The following is a 25,978-nucleotide window of genomic DNA, read 5'->3' as shown; positions in this document are numbered from 1 at the left end:
GGTTCTGAAAAACTGCGTAAAAATTTGCGCACGATAACGGATCAATTGTACACAATCACCCATGCTTCGCACTAAGAACCTGTAGCACCGTATCACGCGCCGACTCTGGCTTGTCACTGTCTAACCAGTGAACATTTTGCCAGCCGCGTAACCAGGTTAACTGTCGCTTAGCGAGTTGCCGGGTCGCGCAAATCCCCCGATAAACCATATCGTTGTAATCGATTTCGCCAGACAAATATGACCACATCTGACGATAACCTACACAGCGAATGGAAGGCATGTCCGTATGCAAATCACCTCGTGCAAACAGGGCCCGAGCCTCCGCTTCAAATCCTGACGCAAGCATCTGTTCAAAACGTAACGCGATGCGCTGGTGTAGCAGCTCGCGATTCAGAGGAGCGATAGCGAATTGGTACACATCGTAGGGTAACGCTTCGCCAGACGTTTTTGTCAGTTCCGTTAAAGTTTTACCTGAAATAAAAAAAACTTCCAGTGCTCGCGAAAGTCTCTGCGGATCATTCGGATGAATACGACTGCCGGCGACCGGATCGATTTCGCATAACTGACGGTGCAAGGCTTCCCATCCTTTTTCACGCGCCATCTGCTCTATACGTTGACGCACGTCGGGATCGGCCGAGGGCAACGGCGATAATCCCTCCAGTAACGCTTTGAAATAGAGCATGGTTCCACCAACAAGCAACGGAATTCGCCCGCTTTGGGTAATTTCCGCCATTTCTGCCAGCGCATCGCGACGAAACTCTGCGGCGGAATAAGCTTCCGCCGGGTCGCGAATGTCCAGCAAGCGATGGGGCGCCAACGCTAACTCTTCAGCCGACGGTTTCGCCGTGCCTATATCCATCTCCCGATAGATTAAGGCAGAATCAACGCTGATAAGTTCCACCGGAAGATATTGACGCAGCGTAATTGCTAACGCCGTCTTACCGGAAGCGGTAGGCCCCATCAAAAAAATTGCCTTTGGCCGGCCAGCCTGGTTCAGTTCACTCATGCTTCAGGGCGTTCAACGCGCTCTCAATATCCAGGGCTTGCAATAAGCCAGAAGGCGGCGATTTCAACAGCTGGGGACAAAGTCGCTCCAGTTCTGCCAGTAACGCGATCGCCTGTGAGTGATTCCAGTTGGGAGATTCCGCCTCGCTATGTCGTGCCAGCCATTGAGCCAGCTGTGCGGCGGAAACTTCCTGCTGCCGGGCCAAATAGCCTAACAGTTCCGGAATCAAGATTTGTAAATTTTGTGTTCGTAATGGTAAAGGTACCGCCCGCAGCGTCACATGCTGCGCTTCAGGCTGCAGCTCCATGCCCATTTGTCCGAGCAGGCCGGACCAGGTATGGATCGCCTGCTGCTCGGGCCTGTCGATTTTTAACCGGACCGGAATCAGCAGCGGCTGCGGTTTCAACCCCTCTTCCCCCGGCTGGAGCTGCGCCTGTTTCAGCCAGCGCGCCGCCACCTTCAGCGACATCAGCGCCAGCCCTTGTTCCTGCTCCACCAGCGCATACTGCTCACGCAGCACGGTGAGTACGCGGCCAAAGCTATGCGCGTGCGCCGCCAGCGGCTCACCGGAGGGGGGCGGATTACGTTTTTCCGTGGGCGCGGGCGCAGCGGGTTTAGCGGGCGCAGCCGCCGGCGTTTTCAGCAGCTGTTGATACACCGCGCCTTCGCGTTTGCTGTAGCCGCTCTCCTTTTGTTGCCAGGCGGGGACCGCGCCCGCAGCGCCGGTTTCGGATCGCTTCGGCGCAGGCTGGGAAAAGTGGTTACCGCCTGCTGCCTGACGGTTTTCCGGCTGCCAGCGCGGCGCAGGCTCTTCGGCCTTATCGAGCGGCAACGCAGGCGCGCCGCTCGCCTGTAGAGCGCTCAGCACGCCCTGAAAGATAAAGTCATGCACCAGACGCGACTGATGAAAGCGCACCTCATGCTTCGCCGGATGCACATTCACATCCACTTGATGTGGATCGATCTCCAGATAAAGCACGTAGGCGGGCTGCTGATCGTCGCCGAGCTGCGTCTGAAACGCCTGGCGAATGGCGTGATTGATCAGCTTGTCGCGCATCATGCGGCCGTTGACGTAACAATATTGCAGGTCGGTGACCTGACGCGACCCGACAGGATCGGCCACCCAGCCGCGCAGGCAGAGATCGCCATGCTGCCAGTCGATACGCAACGCATGCGCCATAAAGGTGGTGCCGCAAATCGCCCCCAGCCGACGTTCGCGCTGTGCCTCTTGCGTCACGGCCCGATATTGCCGCACCAGCTTGCCGTTATGGGTAAGCGAGATCGCCACGTCAAAGCGCGCCAGCGCAATGCGGCGGATTACCTCATCGATATGGGCAAATTCGGTTTTTTCGGTGCGTAAGAATTTGCGGCGCGCTGGCGTATTGTAAAACAGGTCGAGCACCTCAAGGGTGGTGCCGCAGGGATGGGCCGCGGGCTTCACCGTCACCATCATGTCGCGCCCTTCCGCATAGGCCTGCCAGGCCTCGCTCTGCTCTGCGGTGCGCGACGTTAACGTCAGACGGGAAACGGAGCTGATGCTCGCCAGCGCTTCGCCGCGGAAACCCAGACTCATGATCGCTTCGAGGTCATCCAGCGAGGCAATTTTGCTGGTGGCGTGACGCGCCAGCGCCATTGCCAACTCATCTTTCACGATGCCGCAGCCGTTGTCGCGAATGCGGATAAGCTTTGCGCCGCCCTTTTCAATATCCACATCGATGCGCGTCGCGCCCGCGTCGAGGCTGTTTTCTACCAGCTCTTTGACCACCGACGCCGGTCGCTCAACCACTTCACCTGCCGCAATCTGGTTAGCCAGCTGCGGCGGCAATATCTGTATTGGCATGGAGATTATCCTTTGGCAGGCTTATTCCGGCGTCAGCCTGGTGCCGCGCCGGGACAGCAATCAGGATGTCGGGATCTTCAGGGTTTGCCCCAGCATCACGTTGGTCGACTTCATATTGTTCGCCTGCATGATAGCCTGAGGACTTACGCCATAATGCGCAGCAATGGCGGTAAGCGAATCGCCGCGCGTCACCTTGTGGCGCATCGGTCCGCGCGCTGTCGTCGTCGCGCTGCCGCCATTTGTCGGCACCTTCAGCCGCTGCCCGACCCAGACACCCGGTTTTTTCAGGTGATTCAGCTCGCTCAGCGTCGCCATACTGACGCCATATTTCGCCGCAATGCCGGAAAGCGTTTCCCCGCGCTGCACCACATGACGCTGAGTCGCGCCGGTATACTCTACCCTGCCCGTCGCCGGATGTGTGGTTCCGCTAACCACCTCCGCTGATTCGAGCGGTCGATTCTCCTGCTTTGGGAGCGATTGTAGCGGGTGCGCCAGGAAATAATTGCTCAGGCCTTTATAAATTGACCGGGCAATTTTCTCCTGATACGCGCTACTGCCGAGCAGTCGCTCCTCCGAGGCATTACTGATAAAACCGGTCTCTACTAACAGCGAAGGGATGTCGGGCGAGCGCAGCACGCCGAGGCTGGCATGTTCCGGCAAACGCTTGTGCAGCGGCGAAACGCCACGCAGTTGCTGTATCACCTTCACCGCCACATCGTAACCCACGCGCTGGGAATGACCGAACTGCAAATCAAGCACCGCCTGGCTGAGGTAGGGGTCGGCCTGACTGTTAGCCAGCAGGTCGCCCGCGCCGCCGAGCAGCTCCGACTGTTTCTCACGCTGTTCCAGCCAGTTGGCCATTTCGTTGTTGGCGCGCCGGTTCGACAACACCCATACCGATGCGCCGCTGGCGGTATGATTAGGCGCCGAATCCGCGTGAATAGAAACCAGCAAGTTGGCATTCTCTTTACGCGCCACGTCGGAACGTCCCATTACCGAGATAAAGTAGTCGCCGTTACGCGTCAGCACGCCCTTGAACATCGGATCGTCGTTCAGCATCTCCTTCAGCTTACGCGCGATGGCGATGGTGACGTTTTTCTCTTTCAGACCGTGCTGACCAATCGCGCCCGGATCCTGACCGCCGTGTCCGGCGTCAATCGCCACAATCACGGTTTCGTTACGGCTCACCATGTCGCCGGGTCGCACCGTGCTGCTGCTGCTGGTGACCGAGGTCACACGGTTTTCATCAAAGGGATTACGCGCAGGCTCGCTGTTGCGCACCGGACGCGCGGCGCTGCTGGTGCTGACGCTGTTGGCGATGCGGCTGGCGGTCTGATTCCCCTGAATGGTAAAGACCACGTTATAGCTGTTGCCGTTGCGCTGCGTGACCGCGCGCGTTTTCCCCGATTGCGTCAGTTCAAACACCAGCCGAATACTCTGCGCATCTTTCGGCGTGCTGGTACGGATACGCTTCACGATGTTCTCGCCGCTGAAGGCGAGCGGCAATCCTTTAATCACGCCGCTCTGACGAATATCCAGCACCACGCGTTCAGGATTGTGCAGTGGGAAAAACCCGTAAATTGGCTGACCGGCGAAGCTTAGCGTGACCTTCGCCTGACTGTCGCCGTTGGAGACTTGAATATCTGACAGGCTGGCCGCCAGCGCAGAACCTGATATCAGGCACAACAGAGCCAGCAGCCCGATTTTTATCCGTGACATCATGTGCGATCCCTGCTCTGACTGAACTGCTGCGCTATCGCGTCCCCTGTGAACGACTGCGCGACGATTTCAGCCTGACGCGCCGTCCCGACATAGCTCAGGGTGAGCGACAAATCGGGCTGCGGCAGAATGCCTGCGCCCTGCTGCGGCCACTCCACCAGGCAGATGGCGTCACCGCTGAAATAGTCACGGATGCCCATAAACTCAAGCTCTTCCGGGTCGGCAAGGCGGTAGAGGTCGAAATGATAGAGCGTGCGATCGCCCACTGTATAAGGCTCGACCAGCGTATAGGTCGGACTTTTCACATTTCCCTGATGACCCAGCGCCTGTAAAAATCCACGGCTAAAGGTGGTCTTTCCGGCACCTAAATCACCATACAAATAGATAACGGCCGCGCTGTTGCAGGCGCGGGCCAGTTGTGCGCCCAGTTCCAGGGTCGCCGCCTCATCGGGCAAAGGAATAACACAGGTATTCATGCTTTATTATTGGATCATCTCTGGATTGACGAACTGCCACAGCTGTTCGAATAAATCTGTTGCCAACATACCGCGCGTACCGCGTCGCATGGCGACCGCATCTGCCGCTGCGCCGTGCGCTACGCAGCCTGCGCAAGCGGCGTCAAACAGCGCCAACCGCTGGCCCATCATCGAAGCGATAATGCCGCTTAATACGTCGCCCATGCCGCCGGAAGCCATGCCCGCATTGCCCACGTCGGCAAACGCCATCTCTCCCGCTTCGCTGGCGATAATCGTGCCGGCGCCTTTCAGTACCACCACGCCGCCATAGCGTTCCGCCAGGGCCTGAGCTGCATGTAAGCGATCACTTTCAATTTCGCTGGTCTTTATGCCGAGCAGTCGGGCCGCTTCGCCGGGATGCGGCGTAATGATGCGATTTTGACGTTTCTGCGCGCTGATTGCCAGCAGGTTAAGCGCATCAGCATCCCAAAGCATCGGCTTTTCACTGCTTTCCACGCCTGAAAGCGCCTTTTTACCCCATTCGCGCTGGCCCAGACCAGGACCGATCGCAATGACATCCGCCCATTCCAGCCCATCGGCCAGGCTCTCATCGGTGAGTTCGCCCACCATTAATTCCGGGCGCGCAGCCAGAATCGGCCCAATGTTATGTTTGTGAGTGAGCACTCGCACTAATCCTGAACCAGTACGTAGCGCCGCTTCGGAGGTCATACGAATCGCTCCCGCCGTGCCTTCGTCGCCGCCGACCACCAGCAACCGGCCATGATTGCCCTTGTGAGAGGTTGACTTGCGCGGCTTCAGCCAGTGAGAGAGATGGCTGGCGTCAAAACGCGCCATCGGTGCCGACTGTCCGGCCAGCCAGTTATCCAGCCCTAAAGCATGAAAATGCAGCTTGCCGATATAGTCACGCGCCTTACCGGTGATCTGGCCGGGTTTGAGGGCGATAACGCTCAGCGTATGCGTGGCCTCCATCACCTCGCCGGGCGCGGTGCCGTTAGCAGCCACTAACCCCGACGGCATATCTATCGCAAACACGGGTGCAGGATGTGCGTTCGCTTTTTGTATCAGCGCGGCATAAGGCGCGGTCGGGGCGCGATTGATGCCGGTGCCGAGCAGCGCATCAACGATCACGTCAACCTTTTCAGGCCAGGGCGCGTCTGCCGCGTGGATCTCGCCGCCCGCCTCCAGCCAGCCTGCCTGCGCGCTCTGCGCCTCGTCCGGCAGATCGCTGCTGCCCTCGCACGCCAGCAGCGTGACCTGCATACCGGCTGCCTGCGCCAGACGCGCCACAACGTAGCCGTCGCCGCCGTTATTGCCGTGCCCGCACAGGATCAGCCAATTCTGCGCCCCAGGCCACAGCGTGCGAATTTTTTCATACGTCGCCTGCCCGGCGCGCTGCATCAATTCATACAAGGCGATGCCGCAACTGTCTGCGCCGTCACTCTCCAGCTGGCGCAGCGCCTGCGCAGGCCAGACAGAATATGGTAAGCTGTGCGTGTTTGCTTCCGAATGTTGGTTTTTCATGTCATATCCTCTCGATCTTCATCAGCTTGCCCAACGCATCAAACAGTGGGGCCTGGAACTCGGCTTTCAGCAGGTCGGTATTTGCGATACCGATCTCAGCGCAGAGGAACCGCGCCTGCAGGCGTGGCTGGAAAAACAATATCACGGCGAGATGGAGTGGATGGCGCGACACGGCATGATGCGCGCCCGCCCGCATGAGCTACTGCCCGGTACGCTGCGCGTCATCAGCGTACGCATGAATTATCTTCCTGCCAAAGCGGCCTTCGCCTCTACGCTGAAAAACCCCAGCCTGGGTTATGTCAGCCGTTACGCATTGGGTCGTGATTACCACAAAGTATTGCGCAATCGCCTGAAAAAGCTCGGAGAAATGATCAAAGAGTATTGCGGCGAACTCAATTTTCGCCCGTTCGTTGACTCTGCGCCGCTGCTGGAAAGGCCGCTGGCGGTAAAAGCAGGTCTTGGCTGGACCGGAAAACATTCCCTGATACTTAATCGGGAGGCGGGTTCCTGGTTTTTCCTCGGCGAGCTGTTAATCGATCTGCCCCTGCCTACAGACCAGCCGCAGGAGGAGCAGTGCGGACGCTGCGTCGCCTGCATGACCATCTGCCCCACTGGCGCTATCGTTGAACCTTACGTGGTTGATGCGCGCCGCTGCATCTCTTATCTGACGATTGAGCTGGAAGGCGCGATTCCGGAAGCGCTGCGCCCGCTGATCGGCAACCGTATCTATGGTTGTGACGACTGTCAGCTGATCTGTCCGTGGAATCGTTATGGTCAGCTCACTGACGAGGCGGACTTTTCGCCGCGCGCCGCGCTGCATGCGCCAGAGTTAATTGACCTGTTTCAGTGGGATGAAGCGAAATTTTTACGGGTGACGGAAGGATCGGCCATTCGCCGCATCGGCCATCTGCGCTGGTTGCGTAACGTTGCGGTAGCGTTGGGTAACGCGCCCTGGTCAGCGGAGATTATCCCGATGTTGCAGCAGCGACTGGGTGAAAGCGAGCTGCTGGATGAACATATCTATTGGGCTGTTGCGCAGCAGCAGGCGAAGCGGGAAGCCGTGGGGATTGAAGTGGGTCCGCCGCAGAAAAAACGGCTGGTGCGCGCTGTCGAAAAAGGCCTGCCACGCGATGCTTAAGAAATATCCCAATCCGCCTGAAATGCTTTTCCACATGCTGTGAATAAAAATAAAAAGCTGTTTTCATTCAACTGCCATAAATTTCACAAGTCGCATTAATAGCAAATTGAAATATCTTCATATATTTACAAATCAATAACTTACTCAGAAAGTGTAACTTTTTACGATCGCCATGGACGAAGCGGAGAGAAGCTGCCCCTGTGGATAACTCTGTTTAAAAGCGTTTAGCAGGCATGGGAAAACACCGGTAGAACTCCGGCATAACTCTGTGGATAACAGGATTAACGTAAGAACAGTCACCAGAAATCAACAACATAGATTAAATTATTGATTTTAAAAGGATTTTTAAGACGCTTACTGGAAAAGTTCGCTATTATGGCGATCTTCAAGCTGGCTGGCAAGCCTTTCGCTCCGCACAGCGGCTCAACTGCTGATTTAATACACAACCCTCTTGTTCCAGGCGTTTTGGCACCCGGCAAAACGTGCCGGTATAACCTTGCTTCTGGATTCACTTGCTATATCGGAGGTGTAGCAGGTGACTGCCGATTCTGGCCATGCACAAGGAAAATAGCGTGTCTTGCAACAATGAAACAGAACACAACAGAGAATCAAGACCAGAGCAAAAATCGATAGGAAGAGAAAAAATCTGGAGCGGGAAACGAGACTCGAACTCGCGACCCCGACCTTGGCAAGGTCGTGCTCTACCAACTGAGCTATTCCCGCTTGGAGGGTACTGCTATTAATTTTGGAGCGGGAAACGAGACTCGAACTCGCGACCCCGACCTTGGCAAGGTCGTGCTCTACCAACTGAGCTATTCCCGCTTGGGTGGTGCTGTTTTTAAATTTGGAGCGGGAAACGAGACTCGAACTCGCGACCCCGACCTTGGCAAGGTCGTGCTCTACCAACTGAGCTATTCCCGCGCCCTGTACCAGAACAAATTCTTCACCGGTACGGGGTGCGCATTATACGAGAAATCTTTTTCGCCGCAATAGCCTGAACGCAGATTTTTGCATTTTCGATGCGTTCGCTGCTTTAATCAGCAATCTGGCGTTTCCCTGCGCACCCGTTGCTATTTACAGCTGCAGAAAATGCTCGCGATAGTAAGCCAGCTCGGCGACCGATTCACGGATATCATCCAGCGCCTGGTGGGTTCCTGCTTTTTTAAAGCCCGGCAGGATATCCGGCTTCCAGCGACGCGCCAGCTCTTTCAGCGTGCTGACGTCCAGATAGCGATAGTGGAAGTAGGCTTCCAGCTCCGGCATGTACTTAAACAGGAAGCGGCGATCCTGACCAATGCTGTTGCCGCAGATTGGCGAGCTGTTGGCGGGCACCCACTGTTTCAGAAATTCAATCGTCGCCAGCTCCGCTTTGCGATCGTTATACTTGCTCGCCTTGACCCGCTCCACCAGCCCGCTGTTGGTATGGGTACGCACGTTCCACTCATCCATCAGCGCCAGCTGCGCGTCCGATTGATGCACCGCCATCACCGGTCCTTCCGCCAGAATATTGAGATTGGCGTCGGTAACCAGCGTGGCGATCTCGATAATGCGATCGCGCTCCGGATCCAGCCCGGTCATCTCGAGGTCAATCCAAATCAAATTATTTTCATTTGCTGTTGTCATGCTGTTTCCTGCGGTGGCCAAGTCGTCATTACGATGGAATAAGGTGTATCATAGACGTTTTGCCCAGCGGGGCGAAGCCTGGCGAAAGCTTGAGAGGATGCGTGAGCAAAAATAAACTGTCTAAAGGTCAACAGCGTCGCGTGAGCGCTAATCATGAGCGTCGCCTGAAGCAGCGCAGCGAAAAGCCGGAACCGGATGACAGCCTGTTTGGTGAAGCGAAAGATGGCATGGTAATCAGCCGTTTCGGCATGCATGCCGACGTAGAGGACAGCGAGGGCAAGGTGCATCGCTGCAATATCCGCCGCACCATCCGCTCGCTGGTGACCGGCGACCGCGTGTTATGGCGCGCCGCCCACGAAAGCGCGGGCAAAGGCATTGTCGAAGCCGTGTATGACCGCACCACCGTGTTAACGCGTCCCGATTTCTATGACGGCGTAAAACCTATCGCCGCCAACATCGATCAGATCATTATCGTTTCGGCGATTCTGCCGGAGCTGTCGCTCAATATCATCGATCGCTATCTGGTCGCCAGCGAAACCCTGGGGGTTGAACCGCTACTGGTGTTAAACAAAATCGACCTGCTGGATGACGAAGCGCGCGCCTTTGTTGATGAGCAGATGGATATCTATCGCCACATCGGTTATCGCGTGCTGATGGTTTCCAGCCGGGTGAAGGATGGTCTGGCGGATCTGGAAGCGGCGCTTACCGGGCGTATCAGCATCTTCGCAGGTCAGTCCGGCGTCGGTAAATCGAGCCTGTTGAATGCCCTGCTGGATCTCGATCAGCAAGGCGATACGGCGATCCTGACCAACGAGGTGTCGGATAACTCCGGTCTCGGCCAGCATACCACCACCGCTTCTCGGCTCTACCACTTCCCCCACGGCGGTGACGTGATTGACTCGCCCGGCGTGCGCGAGTTTGGCTTATGGCATCTTGAGCCGGAACAAATTACCCGTGGATTTGTCGAATTTCGGGAATTTCTCGGCGGTTGCAAATTCCGCGACTGCAAACATGATACCGATCCCGGCTGCGCCATTCGCGAAGCGGTGGAGAAGGGTCTGATCGATGAGTCACGTTTCGCAAACTATCACCGCATTCTGGAGAGTATGGCGCAGGTAAAAACGCGTAAAAACTTCTCCGCCAGTGAGGATTAACGGGTACAACGGCAGATTCGCCAACTTACCGGGGCGCTGCTACAATTCGCCCCCATTTTTGTTAACGCTGTGAATTAAAGCCAGGAGGCTAAGGTGTTTGATCGTTTAAAGCTCGGCCTGAATCATTTTCTGCCAAAAAAATGGCTGACCGAACTGGCTGGCTGGGGCGCGAGTCGTCGCGCAGGTTGGCTGACCAAAGCGGTCATCGATATCTTTGTCTGGTTCTATAAAGTCAATATGGCCGAGGCGCGCAAGTCCGATACCGCCAGCTATCGCACTTTCAATGATTTTTTCGTGCGTCCGCTGAAGGATGATGCGCGTCCGATTGATGCGGATGCCAGCCTGGTTGCGCTGCCCGCCGATGGCGCCATCAGCCAGCTTGGTCATATTGACGATAACCGGATTTTTCAGGCCAAAGGCCATCACTACACGCTGGAAGCCCTGCTGGCGGGCAACGAACAGATGGCTGCCCAGTTCCGCGACGGCGAGTTCGTGACAATTTATCTGGCCCCGCGCGACTATCATCGCGTCCATATGCCCTGCAACGGCATTCTGCGTGAAATGATTTATGTGCCGGGCGATCTCTATTCGGTCAATCCCCTGACGGCGCGCAATATCCCGAACCTGTTTGCCCGTAATGAGCGCGTGATCTGCTATTTCGATACCGACCTCGGTCCAATGGTGCAGATTCTGGTGGGCGCCACCATTGTCGGCAGCATAGAAACCGTCTGGGCGGGAACCATTACGCCGCCGCGTGAAGGGGTAATCAAGCGCTGGCACTATCCTGCCGCCGATGCCGATGGCGCGGTAGTGCTGCTGAAAGGTCAGGAGATGGGCCGCTTCAAGCTCGGCTCCACGGTCATCAACCTGTTTGCGCCTGGCCGCGTTAAGCTGGCGGAAAGCCTGGAAGCGGAAAGCGTTACCCGTCTGGGTCAGCCTCTTGCCCTCGCCCTGCCGCAGCCCGGTGAAACTCTCGCCGCCGCTGAATAATCCCGAGTCATTCCCCGTGCGTTCAATTCTTTTCCTGCTGCTGAGCCTCTGGCTCAGCGCTTCTGCTTTTGCCGCCGGCGTGCCGGAAGCGACTCAACTCCGACAAGAGCTGGAAGCGGCGAAAGCCGCGAAAACCTCACCGGCCCAGGCTGAAGAGATTCAGTCGCTGGAGGCGGCGCTTAATTTCCTCGACGAACGCGACGCCTCGCAGGAGCGGGCGAAGCAGTATCAGCAGGTGATTGATGATTTTCCGCGTCTGGCGCGGGAGCTGCGTCAGCAGATCGTCGCGCTGAACGACAATGGCAAAAGCGTGCGCAGCAACATGAGCAGCGCCGAGCTGGATCAGGAGATCCTGCAAATCAGCAGCCAGCTGCTGGAGGAAGGTCGTCAGGCGCAGCAGGAACAGGATCGGGCGCGCGAGATCAGCGACTCCCTTACGCTGCTGCCGCAACAGCAAACCGAAGCGCGTCGCGCCATGACCGACAGCGAGCGGCGGGCGCAGAGCGCGCCGGTGGCGACCACGCCGCAGGCGCTGGCGCAGATGGCGGCGCGTCAGGCGGAAAGCGCCGCCAGCAAAGCACGCATGGATGAACTGGAGCTGGCGCAGCTCTCCGCCAATAATCGGCAGGAGCTGGCGCGTATGCGCGCTGAGGTGCATCAGCGCAAGGCGGCGCAGCTGGACAACTATCTGCAGGCGCTGCGCAATCAGCTGAATAATCAGCGTCAGCGGGAGGCGGAGCTGGCGCTGGCGCGTACCGAACAGTTGGCGGAGAACAGCGGCGATTTGCCTCCCGCTATTCGCGATCAGTTCCGCGTCAACCGTGAACTCTCCGCCGCGCTTAACCAGCAGGCGCAGCGCATGGATCTGGTGGCCTCGCAACAGCGTCTGGCTACCGACCAGACATTGCAGGTGCGCCAGGCGCTGACCACGCTGCGCGAGCAGTCGCAGTGGCTCGGTGCCTCCAATCTGTTAGGGGAAGCGCTGCGCGCGCAGGTTGCCCGCCTGCCGGAAATGCCCAAGTCACAACAGATCGATAATGATATGGGCCAGCTGCGCGTGCAGCGTCTGCATTATGAAGATCTGCTTGATCGCCAGGAGGAGCTGCGCAAGGAGAAGCAGGCTAACGGGGAACCGCTCAGCAACGAACAAAATCGCATCCTGGACGCCCAGCTAAAAACCCAGCGCGAACTGCTTAACTCGCTGATCTCCGGCAGTGATACGCTGATCCTGGAAATTACCAAGCTCAAGGTCGCCAATACCCAGTTGCAGGATGCCCTCACTGAAGTCAAAGAGGCGACGCACCGCTATCTGTTCTGGACTGCGGATGTCAGTCCGGTGAACCTGAGCTTCCCGCTGGATGTGGCGCACGATCTCTCGCGCCTGCTGTCGCTGGATACCCTCGGCCAGCTGGGAAAAGCGCTGGCGATGATGTTTACCGGTAAAGAGACGGTGCTGCCGATTCTCGGCGCGCTGCTGCTGGTGGGCTTCAGCATCAGCTCCCGTCGCCACTATCGCGCTTTTCTTGAGCGTGCCGCCAGTAAGGTGGGCAAGGTGACGCAGGATCGCTTTCATTTGACGCTGCGCACCGTGTTCTGGTCGATTCTGGTGGCGCTGCCGCTGCCTGTACTCTGGGCGGCGCTGGGCTACGGCTTACAGCACGCCTGGCCCTATCCGATTGCCGTGGCGATTGGCGACGGCATTACCGCCACGCTGCCGCTGCTGTGGGCCTTTATGATCAGCGCCGCCTTCGCCCGGCCGAACGGTCTGTTTATCGTGCATTTCCGCTGGCCGCAAACGCGCGTGGCGCGCGCCATGCGTTATTACTCGCTGACCATCGGTCTGATTGTGCCGCTGATCATGCTGCTGATCGCCTTCGCTAATCAGGAGGACCGTCAGTTCTCCGCCACCCTGGGCCGTCTCTGCTTTATTTTGATTTGCGGCGCGCTGAGCATTGTTACCGTGAGCCTGAAGCGCGCCGGTATTCCGCTCCACCTCGATAAAGAGGGCAACGGCGAGAATATGGTGAACCGCATTTTGTGGAACCTGATGATCGCCATTCCGCTGGTCGCCGCCTTTGCCTCCTGCATCGGCTATCTGGCGACGGCGCAGGCGCTGCTGGCGCGCCTGGAAACGTCGATGGCGATCTGGTTCCTGCTGCTGGTTATTTACCACATTATTCGTCGCTGGATGCTGATTCAGCGGCGGCGTATCGCTTTCGATCGCGCCCGTCAGCGACGAGCTGAGATGCTGGCGAACCGCGCGCGCAGCGAAGAAGAGAAAGAGCCGACGATGCAGAATGGTGATGGCATTGAGATTGAGGAGCCGATTATCGACCTTGATGCCATCAGCGCGCAGTCGCTGCGCCTGGTGCGCTCTATTCTGACCTTGATCGCGCTGGTGTCGGTGATTGCGCTCTGGTCGGAAATTCACTCCGCCTTCGGCTTTTTAGAGAATATCCGTTTATGGGACGCCAGCACCACGGTGCAGGGCGTGGAAAGTATTCAGCCCATTACCCTCGGCTCGGTGCTGATCGCCATTCTGGTGCTGATCATTACCACCCAGCTGGTGCGCAACATGCCTGCCCTGCTGGAGCTGGCGCTGCTGCAGCACCTCAGCCTGACGCCGGGCACCGGCTACGCCATCACCACGCTGACCAAATACCTGTTGATGCTGATTGGCGGCCTGCTGGGCTTCTCTTTAATCGGTATCGAGTGGTCAAAACTGCAATGGCTGGTAGCCGCGCTGGGTGTGGGGCTTGGCTTTGGTCTACAGGAAATATTCGCCAACTTTATTTCCGGCCTGATTATCCTGTTTGAAAAACCGATCCGTATTGGTGATACGGTAACCATTCGCGATCTTACCGGTAGCATTACGCGCATTAACACGCGCGCCACCACCATCACCGACTGGGACCGCAAAGAGATTATCGTTCCCAACAAGGCCTTTATTACCGAGCAGTTTGTTAACTGGTCGCTGTCAGATTCGGTAACGCGTGTGGTGCTCACCATCCCGGCACCAGCCAGGGTCAACAGTGAAGAGGTGACAAATATCCTGAAACAGGCCGCCGCGCGTTGCAGCTATGTGCTGGAGATGCCGGCGCCGGAAGTGTTTCTGGTGGATCTGCAACAGGGGATTCAGCTGTTTGAGCTGCGTATCCATGCTGCGGAGATGGGACACCGTATGCCTCTGCGTCATGAGCTGCATCAACTGATTCTGAAAGGTTTTGAAGAGCACGGCATTGAGATGCCCTTCCCGCCTTTCCAGGTGCGGATGGAGACGACCGGTGCCCAAGCGCCTGTTACAAACGGCACGCCGAAAGGCAGAACCTTCCGCTCAGGCGGGCTGTAAATGCTTGCAAAAAGCCCGCCGCGATCATCGCGCCGGGCTTTTATAGGTAATACGACCAGGCGGCGTTACTGCTTCACAAACTCTTCGCCCTGAGCGATATCTTTTTTCAGCGTCTCCAGCATGCCATCCAGCGCCTGCTGTTCAAACGCGCTCAGCGTGCCAATCGGTCTGCGCTCAGCGATACCGTCTTTACCTAACAGCAGCGGCTGCGAGAAGAAGCGGGTATATTCGCCTTCGCCCTCGACATAGGCGCATTCCACCACATTGCTTTCACCCTGCAACGCGCGCACCAGCGACAGGCCGAAACGCGCCGCCGCCTGGCCCATTGAGAGCGTCGCCGATCCGCCGCCTGCCTTCGCCTCTACCACTTCCGTACCGGCATTCTGGATACGTTTAGTAAGATCGATGACTTCCTGCTCGCTGAAGCTGACCCCTTTAACCTGCGACAGCAGCGGCAGAATGGTAACGCCGGAGTGGCCGCCCACCACCGGCACATCAATTTCCGCAGGCGACTTGCCTTTCAGCTCCGCCACAAAGGTATTTGCACGAATGATATCCAGCGTGGTCACGCCAAACAGGCGATTTTTATCGTACACGCCCGCTTTTTTCAGCACTTCCGCCGCAATCGCCACCGTGGTATTCACCGGGTTGGTAATCACGCCAATCAGCGCATGCGGGGCTGTTTTTGCTACCTGCTCCAGCAGGTTACGTACAATACCGGCGTTGACGTTGAACAGATCGGAACGATCCATGCCGGGTTTACGCGCCACGCCGGCGGAAATCAACACCACGTCCGCGCCCTGCAGCGCCGGGGTCGCATCTTCGCCGCTGAAGCCGTTAATGTTAACCGCTGTCGGAATATGGCTGAGATCAACAGCCACACCCGGAGTAACCGGTGCGATATCGTAAAGGGAGAGTTCTGAACCCGCAGGCAGTTGGGTTTTCAGCAGAAGCGCAAGCGCCTGACCAATACCGCCAGCGGCGCCGAGGACTGCAACTTTCATCCTATACTCCTTATCAGGTGGGACAGAGAAATGCCGGGAATCCATGAGGTTACGACCTTAATCAACTTCTCCGGTGATGGCGAGTGCTCTCTGTTCAATTTGCGTACTGCCGCACTTTTTTAGTGCGCAGCAGGCAACGAAAACCTGATATCCCGAATGATTGTTGACGTAACAGCATGCAGACGCTGAATCGGCGGTGACCTTATTGTTGGAATGACACTTCCAATAATATAACAACTTTGCAACCTTCGCCCTGCATACGCGCCCAGGCTTTTTTTGGTCTGCATGAAAAACTTTGTTAGAATCGCTGCCCGCTTAGCGTATCTGCCGTTTCCCCCGTTTACGGATTGCATAAAAATTCATTTAAATGCATAATAATTTATCTGCCTGCGGCGGGTTTTCGGTTATTTCCCTTTATTATTGGTAGCCTATGCGTAACCCATCTAAACAAGACGATCTGATCAAGGCGTTCAAGGCCTTATTAAAAGAAGAAAAATTCAGTTCCCAGGGCGAAATCGTTCAGGCGCTTCAGGAAGAAGGCTTCGAGAATATCAACCAGTCAAAGGTTTCTCGTATGCTAACCAAGTTTGGCGCGGTGCGTACGCGCAACGCCAAAATGGAGATGGTTTACTGTTTGCCTGCTGAGCTGGGCGTCCCTACCACCTCCAGCCCGCTGAAAAACCTGGTGCTGGATGTTGATTACAATGATGCGCTGGTAGTGATTCATACCAGTCCCGGCGCGGCTCAGCTGATTGCGCGCCTGCTTGACTCCCTGGGGAAAGCGGAAGGTATCCTCGGCACCATTGCTGGCGATGACACCATTTTTATTACACCCGCGCGCGCCTTTACCGTTAAACAGCTGTATGACGCCATCCTGATGTTATTCGAACAAGAGCTATAAACTGCCTTTTCGCTACCGGCGGATAACCTGCCGGTAACTTTTTCCTGCTTTTTCCATGACTTTCCCCCGCCCTTTATTATCCTTTAAATTCAAGTAGTTAACTAGAAACAGCGGCTCTCATCTCTATTCCCCTATTGGTCAGTCCTTCTGACCTTACTCGCTTTCTACAATATTTTAAACTGCCTTATTCTCTACTAGCAGTCTCATCATCCGGTTAATTTTTCCTGCCCAGCTTGATCGTCCACTGTTTTTCGCACAAAAAGATAATTGGGTCTAACCCGTTGTTTTTACATGAACTTAACAGACAGCAGGCAAGATATAAGCGTTTCATATAACCATTGGTTATTAAAAATTGCTTTCAGAGCAAAGCGTAACAACAAAATATTATTAGCGAGGTATTAATTTCATACGTTATTAGATCTATACTTCTTTTCGTGATGCAAATCACAGCGAACAAAAAAGAGAAAAACAGCAGACGAGGAAAATATCTATGAACATTAAAACTACTATCGCAACTCTGAGTATTCTTTCCACTCTGTCATTTGGTGCTTTTGCCGCAGAATCTGTCAACGCGCAACAGGCGCAGAATCTGCAGTCTGCAGGCACCATCAGCGTCAGCGGCGTTGCCGGTTCTCCAATGGACATCAATCAGCAGCTGAATGAAAAGGCTGAGCAGCAAGGCGCTAAAGCCTACCGCGTGATTGAGGCATACAACAACGGCAACTACCACGCTACCGCTGAGCTTTATAAATAAGTTTCTGACAGTAAAAAGAAATAGAGGCGGCAGCCTGTCCGGTTGCCATCACAATAGTTTCAGGAGAGTAAATCATGAAAACCAAATTTGCTATTGCCGCACTGAGTCTGGCTTCCGTTCTTTCATGTGGCGCCAACGCTGCCAGCCTGGTCAGTAATGAACAGGCGCAAAACAGTAACTTGCAGTCGATGAATCAGACCATCAGCGTAAGCGGTAACGACGGGGATCAGACCAATGTCCGTCAGGTTCTGTCTGAAAAAGCAGATGCGCAGGGCGCCAGCCACTACCGCATTATTGAGAACCATTTCGACAACACCTATCACGTGACTGCCGAACTCTATAAATAATTAACCGTTTCGGACGCGCCTGACGCGCCCGAAGATAAGATCGACGACCCGCTTAAACTGAAGCAAACCGCAGGTTGTTGATTGTAATGAGGAGACGAATTATGAAAATCAAAGCAACCATCGCAACAATCAGCCTGCTCTCTGTTATGGCCTTCGGTGCCTCAGCTGCCCAGCTGGTAACAGCAGAAAGCGCGCAGAACATGCAGCCTGCGGGAACAGTGACTATCAGTGGTACCGCTGGTGCGCCGATGGATTACCGCGCTCAGCTTTCACAGAAAGCCGATGAGCAAGGCGCCAGTGCCTATAAAGTTATTGAGGCGCGTACCGGCGACAACTACCACTTCACTGCGCAGCTTTATAAGTAATTCCTCGTCAACTGCTTGACGAACCCCTTGGCCCCGCTCGCCGGGGCCCTTTTTTGCCGGGCTATTGCACATTAAAGAGGAGCTGGCCATCCAGCTCCTCTTCCGCTTCTTCAAACAGCAGAATCAACGCGCTATAGCGCCGACTCTGCCCTTTGCCTAAATTGACGAACTCAATGGCCAACGGCAAAGGCAATGCCGTACCCGCCACCACCTCCCATAAGCCATCAAGATCGTTGATAACCCGATCGTACAGGGCAAAGCGCTCGCTGAACTGACGATAGAAATGGGACTGATCAACAATTTCATTAAAGTCAAAACGTTCTGTTCTCATGCCGTCGGCCCCCATTTACTCGCGTTGGGCAGCCGCAGCTGCCCTGATATGCGTCGTTGAACCTTTTCAGTCAAGCCCGCCCAAATGCAGCGTTTTCACTTCAAGATACTCTTCCAGCCCCAGCACCGAACCTTCGCGTCCCAGTCCAGACTCTTTTACGCCGCCAAAAGGGGCTACTTCGGTAGAAACCGCGCATTCGTTAATGCCGATCATGCCGCTTTCCAGCGCCGCCGAGACGCGAAATACACGCTGTAGATTTTGCGTATAGAAGTAGGCTGCCAGACCAAATTCGGTGTCGTTGGCGCGGCGAATAACCTCTTCCTCATCATTAAAGCGGAAACAGGCGGCTACCGGCCCGAAAGTCTCTTCCTGCGCCAGCTTCATCCCTTCGTGTACCTCGGTAATCACCGTCGGCTGCCAAAAGTTACCGCCCAGCGCGTGACGCTCGCCGCCAGCCAGCAATTTACCGCCCTTCGCCAGCGCATCTTTAACGTGCTCTTCCACCTTATCTACCGCCGCAGCTTCAATTAATGGCCCGACAATCACGCCCTCTTCCATGCCGTTGCCGACCTTGAGCTTTTTCACCTCTTCCGCCAGCTGATTGACGAAGCGGTCGTAAATAGCGTTATGGATATAAAAACGGTTCACGCTCACGCAGACCTGTCCGGCGTTACGAAACTTATTGGCGATTGCGCCCTGCACGGCGGCATCAATATCGGCATCCTCAAACACGATATAAGGCGCATTGCCGCCCAGCTCCATAGAGACTTTTTTCATCGTCTCGGCGGCGTTGCGCACCAGCAGCTTGCCGACCTGGGTCGAACCGGTGAAGGAGATTTTGCGCACCACTTTGCTCGCCATAATGGCATCGCTGATGGCGTGCGTATCTCCTGCCACCGCATTCAGCACGCCATCCGGCACGCCCGCTTTTTTCGCCAGCGCCAGCAGGGCAAAAGCACACAGCGGCGTGTTATTCGCGGGCTTAATGATGCCGGTACAGCCTGCCGCCAGCGCCGGGCCGAGCTTACGCGTCAGCATCGCCATCGGGAAATTCCACGGTGTGATCGCCGCAACCACGCCAATCGGCTCGCGAGTCGCAAAAATACGCGATCCCTTTTTCGCTGGCGGGATAATTTCCCCGTTGGCGCGTTTCGCCTGCTCGGCGAACCATTGAATAAAGCTGGCGGCATATTCCACTTCGCCCTCCGCCTCTTTTAGCGGCTTGCCCTGCTCAGCGGTCATCAGCTGGCCCAGCCAGCGTTTGTTTTCGATCATCAACTGATACCAGCGATAAAGGATCTCTCCGCGTGCTTTCGCGGTTTGCGCGCGCCAGGCGGGAAAGGCGCGCCGGGCCGCATCAATCGCCTGTTCGGTTTCCGTTTTACCCGCTTTCGCCACCTTCGCCAGCACTTCGCCTGTGGCGGGATTCAGCACGTCGAAAGTCGTAGCTAAGCTTTGCCAGCTGCCGTTAACCAGATAGCCGGTCTGGAAAAGATCGTTTTCATGCAGAGAGTCGGACATGAGTTTTCTCCTGTGGGTTTGCCTTCCAGTTACGAAAAGTATAGATGGCAATAGCGACAGGCTTTGTGACGGAGTGGCAATACGGCGGGTATAAAAAAGCCGCTGCACGGGCAGCGGCGGGTTTCAGACTTTCAGCAAGGTGTTCTGGTACTTATCCAGCATATCCGCCAGCCGTTTCACCGGCTCGGTGACACTGGTCGGCGCGGAGTAATGCTGCAATTTTTCCTGATAAACCGCAAACTCGTTCAGCAGGCGGCGGAAATAGTAGCGACGCTTATCCTCATTGCCCGTGGAGATCACCCGGTCAGCGGTATAGCGCAGCTGGCGGTGAAAAGCGGAGAGATCGTCATTAACGGGGATCTCGGCATTGCGCAGGCGCTGATGACCAATGATCAGCGTCAGCGCCAGCCGGTATTTATCGATATCGCCGGGAAACAGGTTAAGCAGCAGAAACAGCTGCTGATAGAGCGCCGGGAGATGATTTTCACGGCGACGCGCCTGATTGGTGGTCATCGCCGACACCGCCGCGTACATAAAGCGGTTAAGCAGCTTACGACCGGTGCGCGCTTTCGACTTATCGCGAATCAGCAGGATCACCAGCAGCGCCACGAAACAGCCAATCACCTGGCCCAATACGTTGTCGAGGAAGACGTTGATTTCAAACTGCATCGGGTTGTCGAGCACCAGCACGTTAATGGTGCCGATCAGCGCGCCCAGCGTACCGATCTGGCGACGCTGAATAAAGATCCCGCCGATAAAGCCCAACATGCCGATGGCGATACAGAGCAGCAGCGCGCTTTGCTGCGTCGCGGGTATGATATACATAAAGTAGAGCGCGCCGAGCGGCACGGCGACCGTCATGCCGTAGAGAAAGTCTTTCGCCATCATCAACGGATTCGGCATACGCATCGCCAGCGCGGTAATCACTGCCAGCATCACCATACAGCCGCTGCCGGAGGTCCAGCCGGAATAGAGCCAGAACAGGGAGCCAAGTGCGGTGGCGGCGAAAGTGCGCACGCCGTTGATCATGGCTTGATGAGTTTCTGCGGAGCGCGCCTGAATAACCACCTCGCGCTGAAAAATATTCTCTTCAATGGCGGTGATTTTGCTGTTGGTTTTGATGCCTTTCAGCAACAGCAGATATTCTGTGGCTGCGCCGACCCAGCTGGCCAGCGTCAACGGCGTGGCTTTGCTGCTGCTGGTGGTAATGACGCGACGCATGATTTTCATACGCTTATGCACGTCGCCGATGTTTTCCACCTCTTTTTCAATCAGCAGACGATACTGCGGCGGAATATAGTCGCCGCGCGTATTCTGAATCAGAAAGGTTTCCGCAGCCTGGGTGATCAGCGTCAGGGAAAGCGTATTCAGCATCGTCATGCGGCGACTGACGTTTTGCCAGCGCGATGACTCCATCATCAGCTGATTGCGCATGGTATTCAGCGCCGTGGTGCGGCGCACCAGCGCGCCCCAGGCCTTATCGACTTCCTCTTTATCGCCATGGGCCACGCACAGCTGCAGCAGCTTATAGTGCGCCACCAGCAGCGACTCCACTTCCTTATCGATGACTTTTTTGATCGAGCGCGGCGAGAAGATCATATCAGCAAGAATGGCACACAGGATGCCAAGCACGATTTCGCTACAGCGTTCCACCGCAAACTGCGGCGCCAGCGTCAGCGAGCCGTTGGCATCCGCAGTGACGACGATAATCAGCGCGGTGTAGCCCGCCAGACCGAGGGCATAAGAGTTTTCCACCTTGATCAGCGAGGAGAGCCAGACGCAGAGTCCGGCCCAGAGGCAGCAGAGCAGCAGCATCACTACCGGCGCGCGAATGGTGGCGATCATAATTGTGAGCGCGGCGATACAGCCCAGAAAGGTGCCGATAATACGCAAGATCCCGCGATGACGCAGCGCGCCTGAGTAGGGATCGCCGCCAGCGGCAAAGGCGGTGCCGCCTGCGACGATACCGGCGGTCATCACCGCCCAGCGCGGAGTTTCCAGATTAAAATGGAAGCCGATCATCAGCGCGGCGACCAGCGCGAAGGTCAGCTTAATCGGGAAACGTAGAAACTCGATCATGTCGCCCCGCTTAACCGAACTCACGCAGGCGATTAAACATTTTCGTGATCGGAGAAATTTCCGTCTGCTGACGATCCTGGTTTCCGGTGACCACCACGGTGGCGGTAGTGCCCGCCGGGAAGCGGTTGCCCGGCTGCTCATCCAGTCGAATGCGTACCGGCACGCGCTGCGCCAGACGTACCCACTCCAGATTGGAATCCACGGTCGCCATGCCTTTACTGTCTGACGAGCTGCTGCTGTTGGTCACGCCTGCGGCAATGCTGTCCACGGTGCCATGCAGCACGATGTTGCTGCCCAGCGGCGTAATCTCGACGCGGTGACCGCGGCTCACGCCATTCAGCTTGGTCTCTTCCATATAGGCCAGCACATAAAATGAGTGCTGCTGCACCAGCGCGACGGCCACAGAACCACGGGTAATAAACTCGCCTTCATAGACGTTGAGGTTAGTGACCCAGCCATCGGAAGGCGCTTTGATAGTCGTGCGCGCCATATCGATCTCCGCCAGGTCGCGCGTGGCGATCGCTTTCGCCAGCTGATGCTCGCTGGTTTGCAGATCGTTGTTCGCCTGATCGATCGCCTCGCGGGACATCGCCAGGGTGCCGAGCTGATTACGGCGTCCGGCTTCGCGACGTTTCTCGCTGACCAGCGACTGATAATAGTCGACATCCGCCTGCGCCTGATCGAGCGCTTTTTGATAGCGCGGGCGATCGACGATAAACAGCGTATCGCCTTTTTTCACCAGCTGGTTGTCATGCACCGGCACATCGGTGATCAGACCGGTGACGTCAGGTGAAATGGCGACCACGTCAGCGGCAAATTTGGCATCGCGCGTCCAGGGGGATTCGGTATAGAACACCCAGGCACGGAAGATAATCACCACAGCAACGATGACTAACAGGATGGTAATCGCGTAACGCGCGATTTTTCTTATTAGCGTTTTCACTTAAACCTCAGATGAATAAACGGGATACAAGGTAAAACACACAGCAATAAAGCGCTGTGTTAAAAAGTGCCGGATGCCAGACGAGATCATAAAGGCCGCTGGGCGTCAGCACACGCTTCACCAGCCAGAACAGCGCCAGCGAAACAATTAATTCAATGAAGATGGGTGGGAACGAGAGCCCAAATACGACAAAAACCGGAAGCACACTCATCAGGAATCCTTAGTTCGACCATGCCGGGTAAATCCATAGCGTTCCAGGCCGCGAGCAGATCGCGACAGGTTAAGCACGGCGAGATGACAGGTAAACTGTCGTCCACATCCGAACCACTGCTGAATAGATAATAGCGTATCATCAGGCTCATTCTGGCTCTGATTCATGGCGACAGAACAGAATGTCAGGCAAGCTTAATTAACCGCATGTTAACCCGGCGCGCACATAGTAACGCGCTTGACTATACGTTTTCTACAAAATGTGCACTAAATCACTTTTTAGTCAGAGTAAATAATGGAACGACTTAAAAGCATGTCCATTTTCGCCAAAGTGGTTGAATTGGGTTCATTTACCGCGGCGGCACGCCAGCTGCATCTGAGTGTCTCTTCCATCAGCCAGATCGTGGCGAAACTGGAAGATGAACTTCAGGTGAAGCTGCTTAATCGCAGTACGCGCAGCATTGGCCTGACGGAAGCGGGCAGAATCTATTATCAGGGCTGTCGTCGTATGCTGGCGGAAGCGATGCAGGTGCACGAGCAGCTCTATGCATTTAACAATACCCCGATCGGTACGCTACGCATCGGCAGCTCATCCACCATGGCGCAAAACGTTCTCGCGGATATGACCGCCGATATGCTGCGCGAGTATCCCGGCCTGAGCGTAAATTTGGTCACCGGCATCCCGGCGCCGGATCTGATCGCCAACGGTCTTGATCTGGTGATCCGCGTCGGCAAACTCCAGGACTCCAGCCTGTTTTCACGCCGCCTCGGCGCCATGCCGATGGTGGTCTGCGCGGCGAAAAGCTATCTGGCGCAGCACGGCGCGCCGGAAAAACCAGGCGACATTGATAACTTTTCCTGGCTGGAATATAGCGTGCGGCCCGACAACAACTTTGAACTGAGCGCGCCGGAAGGCCTGGTGACGCGTCTGGCGCCGCAAGGACGATTCGTCACCAACGACTCACTGACGCTGATTCGCTGGCTGAAGGCGGGCACCGGCATCGCCTATGTGCCGCTGATGTGGGTGATTGAAGAGATCAACGCCGGGGAGATCGATATTCTTTTTCCGCAATACCAGTCGGAACCGCGCCCGGTCTACGCGCTCTATACCGAGAAGGATAAGCTGCCGCTGAAGGTACAGGTCTGCATCGATTACCTTACCGACTACTTTAAGAAAGTCGCGCAGCAGTATCAGCAGCACCGTAAAAACTAACAACCCGCCAGGCGGCGGGTTGTTTTTAACTCTATCAGGCGGTGCCGCCGACGGTGAGTTTATCCAGCTTCAGGGTAGGCTGGCCGACGCCCACCGGCACGCTCTGCCCCTCTTTGCCGCAAACGCCGACGCCTTTGTCCAGCGCCAGATCGTTGCCTACCATGGAGATCTGCTGCATCGCTTCGATGCCGGAGCCAATCAGGGTGGCACCCTTCACCGGTTTGGTCACTTTGCCGTTTTCAATCAGATAGGCTTCTGAGGTCGAAAAAACAAATTTGCCCGAGGTGATATCTACCTGGCCGCCGCCAAAGTTAGGCGCATAAAGACCAAACTCGACGCTTTCGATAATTTCCTGCGGCGTTGATTTACCTGCCAGCATGTAAGTGTTGGTCATGCGCGGCATCGGCAGATGCGCATAGGATTCACGACGGCCGTTGCCGGTCGGCTTCATGCCCATCAGACGCGCGTTGAGCTTATCCTGCATATAGCCTTTCAGAATGCCGTTTTCAATCAATACATTATACTGGCCGGGTACGCCTTCGTCGTCCACTGCCAGCGAGCCGCGCAGGCCCTCAATAGTGCCGTCATCCACCACGGTGCAGAGTTCAGAAGCAACCAGCTGGCCCATCTGACCACTGAATACCGAGGTTCCGCGGCGATTAAAATCGCCTTCCAGACCGTGTCCGACCGCTTCATGCAGCAGCACGCCCGGCCAGCCCGCGCCTAACACCACCGGAATGGTGCCGGCAGGCGCTGCAACGGCGGAAAGATTCACCAGCGCCATACGCACCGCTTCTCTCGCCCAGGCATCCGCACGCACATCGCCATTCTCATCGGCGAGGAAGAACTCATAGCCGGTACGCGCGCCGCCGCCGCTGGAGCCGCGTTCACGCTTGCCGTTATCCTCTACCTGCACGCTGATGGAGAGACGTACCAGCGGACGCACGTCTGCGGCCAGCGTACCGTCGGTCGCCGCCACTAATACCTGCTCATAAACGCCGCTCAGGCTGGCGTTGACTTCCTGCACCCGGTTGTCCGCGGCGCGGGCAACCTTATCAACGCGATGCAGCAGAGCGATTTTGTCTTCCCGCGTCAGGCTGCTGAGCGGATCCAACGTGGCATAAAGCGAACGGTTCATTACTGCCGAAAGCGTATGCGCCTTGCCGTCGCCCTGTTCGCGTACAATACTGCGCGCCGCTTCGGCGCTCTGGCGTAGGGCGTTCAGGCTGATTTGGTCGGCGTAGGCAAAACCGGTTTTTTCGCCGCTGACGGCGCGCACGCCTACGCCCTGGTCGATATGGTATGAACCATCTTTGATAATTTTATCTTCCAGCACCCAGGATTCATGGAAGCTGGACTGGAAATAGAGATCGGCATAATCCAGACGACGTTCTGAAAGCTGCCCTAACAGGGTAAAAAGGTCCTGCTGATTAATGTTGTTAGCAGTTAGCAACTGCTCACTTACCAGATTCAGAGTCATCGTTTCTCACTCAT

Annotated in this window: 22 protein-coding genes and 3 tRNA genes; 9 read left to right on the top strand and 16 right to left on the bottom strand. The window is 56.2% G+C overall.

What is annotated here, in order from left to right; genetic code table 11:
• Positions 1-55: 55 nt before the first annotated feature.
• From miaA to nnr, 5 genes are read right to left on the bottom strand one after another with little or no spacing between them, the layout of a single operon-like run.
• The gene (miaA, locus tag ABU178_RS13905; protein WP_397215921.1) at positions 56-1,006 is read right to left on the bottom strand and encodes a tRNA (adenosine(37)-N6)-dimethylallyltransferase MiaA; all 951 of its coding nucleotides are present in this window, start codon (positions 1,004-1,006) and stop codon (positions 56-58) included.
• Positions 999-2,846, bottom strand: a complete 1,848-nt coding sequence (gene mutL, locus ABU178_RS13900; protein WP_397215919.1) for a DNA mismatch repair endonuclease MutL — start codon at positions 2,844-2,846, stop codon at positions 999-1,001. Before mutL ends, miaA begins: the two co-directional genes overlap by 8 nt.
• A 60-nt stretch (positions 2,847-2,906) precedes the next feature.
• Complete coding sequence (gene amiB, locus ABU178_RS13895; RefSeq protein ID WP_397215917.1) at positions 2,907-4,568, bottom strand: N-acetylmuramoyl-L-alanine amidase AmiB; 1,662 nt, start codon at positions 4,566-4,568, stop codon at positions 2,907-2,909.
• On the bottom strand, positions 4,565-5,041 hold the full coding sequence (gene tsaE / locus ABU178_RS13890; RefSeq protein WP_397215915.1) for a tRNA (adenosine(37)-N6)-threonylcarbamoyltransferase complex ATPase subunit type 1 TsaE: 477 nt from the start codon (positions 5,039-5,041) through the stop codon (positions 4,565-4,567). Before tsaE ends, amiB begins: the two co-directional genes overlap by 4 nt.
• 6 nt (positions 5,042-5,047) lie before the next feature.
• Positions 5,048-6,562 (bottom strand): bifunctional ADP-dependent NAD(P)H-hydrate dehydratase/NAD(P)H-hydrate epimerase, encoded by a 1,515-nt coding sequence (gene nnr, locus ABU178_RS13885; RefSeq protein WP_397215913.1) that lies wholly within the window; start codon positions 6,560-6,562, stop codon positions 5,048-5,050.
• Between nnr and queG the strand changes: the two genes are divergently transcribed.
• Entirely contained in the window at positions 6,561-7,700 is a 1,140-nt protein-coding gene (gene queG, locus ABU178_RS13880) for a tRNA epoxyqueuosine(34) reductase QueG (RefSeq protein ID WP_397215910.1), read from the top strand. The two genes, nnr and queG, sit on opposite strands and share 2 nt — an antisense overlap.
• A gap of 647 nt (positions 7,701-8,347) precedes the next feature.
• Here the strand turns inward: queG and ABU178_RS13875 are convergent.
• The 4 genes from ABU178_RS13875 to orn all read right to left on the bottom strand — a co-directional run bounded on the left by ABU178_RS13875 (position 8,348) and on the right by orn (position 9,323).
• Positions 8,348-8,423: transfer RNA gene (locus ABU178_RS13875), tRNA-Gly, on the bottom strand.
• A gap of 23 nt (positions 8,424-8,446) precedes the next feature.
• Positions 8,447-8,522: transfer RNA gene (locus ABU178_RS13870), tRNA-Gly, on the bottom strand.
• Between the two features lie 23 nt (positions 8,523-8,545).
• Positions 8,546-8,621: transfer RNA gene (locus tag ABU178_RS13865), tRNA-Gly, on the bottom strand.
• Between the two features lie 153 nt (positions 8,622-8,774).
• Entirely contained in the window at positions 8,775-9,323 is a 549-nt protein-coding gene (gene orn, locus ABU178_RS13860; protein ID WP_397215908.1) for an oligoribonuclease, read from the bottom strand.
• Positions 9,324-9,424: 101 nt separating this feature from the next.
• Here orn and rsgA point away from each other — a divergent pair, with 101 nt between their 5' ends.
• The 3 genes from rsgA to mscM all read left to right on the top strand — a co-directional run bounded on the left by rsgA (position 9,425) and on the right by mscM (position 14,816).
• Positions 9,425-10,477 carry a small ribosomal subunit biogenesis GTPase RsgA gene (gene rsgA / locus ABU178_RS13855; protein WP_397215906.1) on the top strand — a complete coding sequence of 351 codons (1,053 nt, stop codon included), beginning with the start codon at positions 9,425-9,427 and terminating at the stop codon, positions 10,475-10,477.
• Positions 10,478-10,570: 93 nt separating this feature from the next.
• Positions 10,571-11,467 carry an archaetidylserine decarboxylase gene (gene asd, locus ABU178_RS13850; protein WP_397215905.1) on the top strand — a complete coding sequence of 299 codons (897 nt, stop codon included), beginning with the start codon at positions 10,571-10,573 and terminating at the stop codon, positions 11,465-11,467.
• 16 nt (positions 11,468-11,483) lie between these two features.
• Positions 11,484-14,816, top strand: a complete 3,333-nt coding sequence (gene mscM, locus ABU178_RS13845) for a miniconductance mechanosensitive channel MscM (RefSeq protein WP_397215904.1) — start codon at positions 11,484-11,486, stop codon at positions 14,814-14,816.
• Between the two features lie 65 nt (positions 14,817-14,881).
• On the opposite strand, the gene mdh is transcribed toward mscM, so the two are convergent.
• Positions 14,882-15,820 carry a malate dehydrogenase gene (mdh, locus tag ABU178_RS13840; protein ID WP_397215902.1) on the bottom strand — a complete coding sequence of 313 codons (939 nt, stop codon included), beginning with the start codon at positions 15,818-15,820 and terminating at the stop codon, positions 14,882-14,884.
• A 430-nt stretch (positions 15,821-16,250) separates the two neighbouring features.
• On the opposite strand from mdh, the gene argR reads away from it, so the two are divergent.
• The 4 genes from argR (at position 16,251) to yhcN (ABU178_RS13820) (ending at position 18,187) form a co-directional block, all read left to right on the top strand.
• Entirely contained in the window at positions 16,251-16,721 is a 471-nt protein-coding gene (gene argR, locus ABU178_RS13835; protein WP_397215900.1) for a transcriptional regulator ArgR, read from the top strand.
• A 490-nt stretch (positions 16,722-17,211) separates the two neighbouring features.
• Positions 17,212-17,475: a peroxide/acid stress response protein YhcN gene (gene yhcN, locus ABU178_RS13830; RefSeq protein ID WP_397215898.1), complete on the top strand. Its 264-nt coding sequence runs from the start codon at positions 17,212-17,214 to the stop codon at positions 17,473-17,475.
• A gap of 74 nt (positions 17,476-17,549) precedes the next feature.
• Positions 17,550-17,822, top strand: a complete 273-nt coding sequence (locus ABU178_RS13825) for a YdgH/BhsA/McbA-like domain containing protein (RefSeq protein WP_397215896.1) — start codon at positions 17,550-17,552, stop codon at positions 17,820-17,822.
• A gap of 101 nt (positions 17,823-17,923) precedes the next feature.
• On the top strand, positions 17,924-18,187 hold the full coding sequence (gene yhcN / locus ABU178_RS13820) for a peroxide/acid stress response protein YhcN (RefSeq protein ID WP_397215894.1): 264 nt from the start codon (positions 17,924-17,926) through the stop codon (positions 18,185-18,187).
• 61 nt (positions 18,188-18,248) lie between these two features.
• Here the strand turns inward: yhcN (ABU178_RS13820) and ABU178_RS13815 are convergent, their stop codons facing one another.
• The 5 genes from ABU178_RS13815 to aaeX all read right to left on the bottom strand — a co-directional run bounded on the left by ABU178_RS13815 (position 18,249) and on the right by aaeX (position 23,272).
• Complete coding sequence (locus tag ABU178_RS13815; RefSeq protein WP_397215892.1) at positions 18,249-18,518, bottom strand: barstar family protein; 270 nt, start codon at positions 18,516-18,518, stop codon at positions 18,249-18,251.
• 66 nt (positions 18,519-18,584) lie between these two features.
• Positions 18,585-20,039: an NAD-dependent succinate-semialdehyde dehydrogenase gene (locus ABU178_RS13810; RefSeq protein WP_397215890.1), complete on the bottom strand. Its 1,455-nt coding sequence runs from the start codon at positions 20,037-20,039 to the stop codon at positions 18,585-18,587.
• 123 nt (positions 20,040-20,162) lie between these two features.
• Positions 20,163-22,118 (bottom strand): p-hydroxybenzoic acid efflux pump subunit AaeB, encoded by a 1,956-nt coding sequence (gene aaeB / locus ABU178_RS13805; RefSeq protein WP_397215889.1) that lies wholly within the window; start codon positions 22,116-22,118, stop codon positions 20,163-20,165.
• A 10-nt stretch (positions 22,119-22,128) separates the two neighbouring features.
• Positions 22,129-23,061: a p-hydroxybenzoic acid efflux pump subunit AaeA gene (aaeA, locus tag ABU178_RS13800; protein ID WP_397215887.1), complete on the bottom strand. Its 933-nt coding sequence runs from the start codon at positions 23,059-23,061 to the stop codon at positions 22,129-22,131.
• A gap of 7 nt (positions 23,062-23,068) precedes the next feature.
• Positions 23,069-23,272, bottom strand: coding sequence for a p-hydroxybenzoic acid efflux pump operon protein AaeX (aaeX, locus tag ABU178_RS13795; RefSeq protein ID WP_312241193.1), 204 nt, complete (start codon positions 23,270-23,272; stop codon positions 23,069-23,071).
• Positions 23,273-23,566: 294 nt separating this feature from the next.
• Here aaeX and aaeR point away from each other — a divergent pair, with 294 nt between their 5' ends.
• Positions 23,567-24,484 carry an HTH-type transcriptional activator AaeR gene (aaeR, locus tag ABU178_RS13790; protein ID WP_397215885.1) on the top strand — a complete coding sequence of 306 codons (918 nt, stop codon included), beginning with the start codon at positions 23,567-23,569 and terminating at the stop codon, positions 24,482-24,484.
• Between the two features lie 34 nt (positions 24,485-24,518).
• Here the strand turns inward: aaeR and tldD are convergent, their stop codons facing one another.
• Positions 24,519-25,964 carry a metalloprotease TldD gene (tldD, locus tag ABU178_RS13785; RefSeq protein WP_397215884.1) on the bottom strand — a complete coding sequence of 482 codons (1,446 nt, stop codon included), beginning with the start codon at positions 25,962-25,964 and terminating at the stop codon, positions 24,519-24,521.
• Positions 25,965-25,978: the final 14 nt, after the last annotated feature.

Origin of the sequence: Pantoea osteomyelitidis (genome assembly GCF_044342975.1) — a bacterium.
GTDB classification, from domain to species: Bacteria; Pseudomonadota; Gammaproteobacteria; order Enterobacterales; family Enterobacteriaceae; genus Pantoea; species Pantoea osteomyelitidis.
The sequence above is the reverse complement of the archived record's forward strand: the minus strand, read 5'-3'. Positions and strand labels throughout refer to the sequence as shown.

Excerpts from the sequence above, each read along its gene's own strand:
- miaA (WP_397215921.1), bottom strand. The coding sequence starts at position 1,006 with ATGAGTGAACTGAACCAGGCTGGCCGGCCAAAGGCAATTTTTTTGATG.
- mutL (WP_397215919.1), bottom strand. The coding sequence starts at position 2,846 with ATGCCAATACAGATATTGCCGCCGCAGCTGGCTAACCAGATTGCGGCA.
- amiB (WP_397215917.1), bottom strand. The coding sequence starts at position 4,568 with ATGATGTCACGGATAAAAATCGGGCTGCTGGCTCTGTTGTGCCTGATA.
- tsaE (WP_397215915.1), bottom strand. The coding sequence starts at position 5,041 with ATGAATACCTGTGTTATTCCTTTGCCCGATGAGGCGGCGACCCTGGAA.
- queG (WP_397215910.1), top strand. The coding sequence starts at position 6,561 with ATGTCATATCCTCTCGATCTTCATCAGCTTGCCCAACGCATCAAACAG.
- nnr (WP_397215913.1), bottom strand. The coding sequence starts at position 6,562 with ATGAAAAACCAACATTCGGAAGCAAACACGCACAGCTTACCATATTCT.
- orn (WP_397215908.1), bottom strand. The coding sequence starts at position 9,323 with ATGACAACAGCAAATGAAAATAATTTGATTTGGATTGACCTCGAGATG.
- mdh (WP_397215902.1), bottom strand. The coding sequence starts at position 15,820 with ATGAAAGTTGCAGTCCTCGGCGCCGCTGGCGGTATTGGTCAGGCGCTT.
- argR (WP_397215900.1), top strand. The coding sequence starts at position 16,251 with ATGCGTAACCCATCTAAACAAGACGATCTGATCAAGGCGTTCAAGGCC.
- yhcN (WP_397215898.1), top strand. The coding sequence starts at position 17,212 with ATGAACATTAAAACTACTATCGCAACTCTGAGTATTCTTTCCACTCTG.
- ABU178_RS13825 (WP_397215896.1), top strand. The coding sequence starts at position 17,550 with ATGAAAACCAAATTTGCTATTGCCGCACTGAGTCTGGCTTCCGTTCTT.
- yhcN (WP_397215894.1), top strand. The coding sequence starts at position 17,924 with ATGAAAATCAAAGCAACCATCGCAACAATCAGCCTGCTCTCTGTTATG.
- ABU178_RS13815 (WP_397215892.1), bottom strand. The coding sequence starts at position 18,518 with ATGAGAACAGAACGTTTTGACTTTAATGAAATTGTTGATCAGTCCCAT.
- ABU178_RS13810 (WP_397215890.1), bottom strand. The coding sequence starts at position 20,039 with ATGTCCGACTCTCTGCATGAAAACGATCTTTTCCAGACCGGCTATCTG.
- aaeB (WP_397215889.1), bottom strand. The coding sequence starts at position 22,118 with ATGATCGAGTTTCTACGTTTCCCGATTAAGCTGACCTTCGCGCTGGTC.
- aaeX (WP_312241193.1), bottom strand. The coding sequence starts at position 23,272 with ATGAGTGTGCTTCCGGTTTTTGTCGTATTTGGGCTCTCGTTCCCACCC.
- aaeR (WP_397215885.1), top strand. The coding sequence starts at position 23,567 with ATGGAACGACTTAAAAGCATGTCCATTTTCGCCAAAGTGGTTGAATTG.
- tldD (WP_397215884.1), bottom strand. The coding sequence starts at position 25,964 with ATGACTCTGAATCTGGTAAGTGAGCAGTTGCTAACTGCTAACAACATT.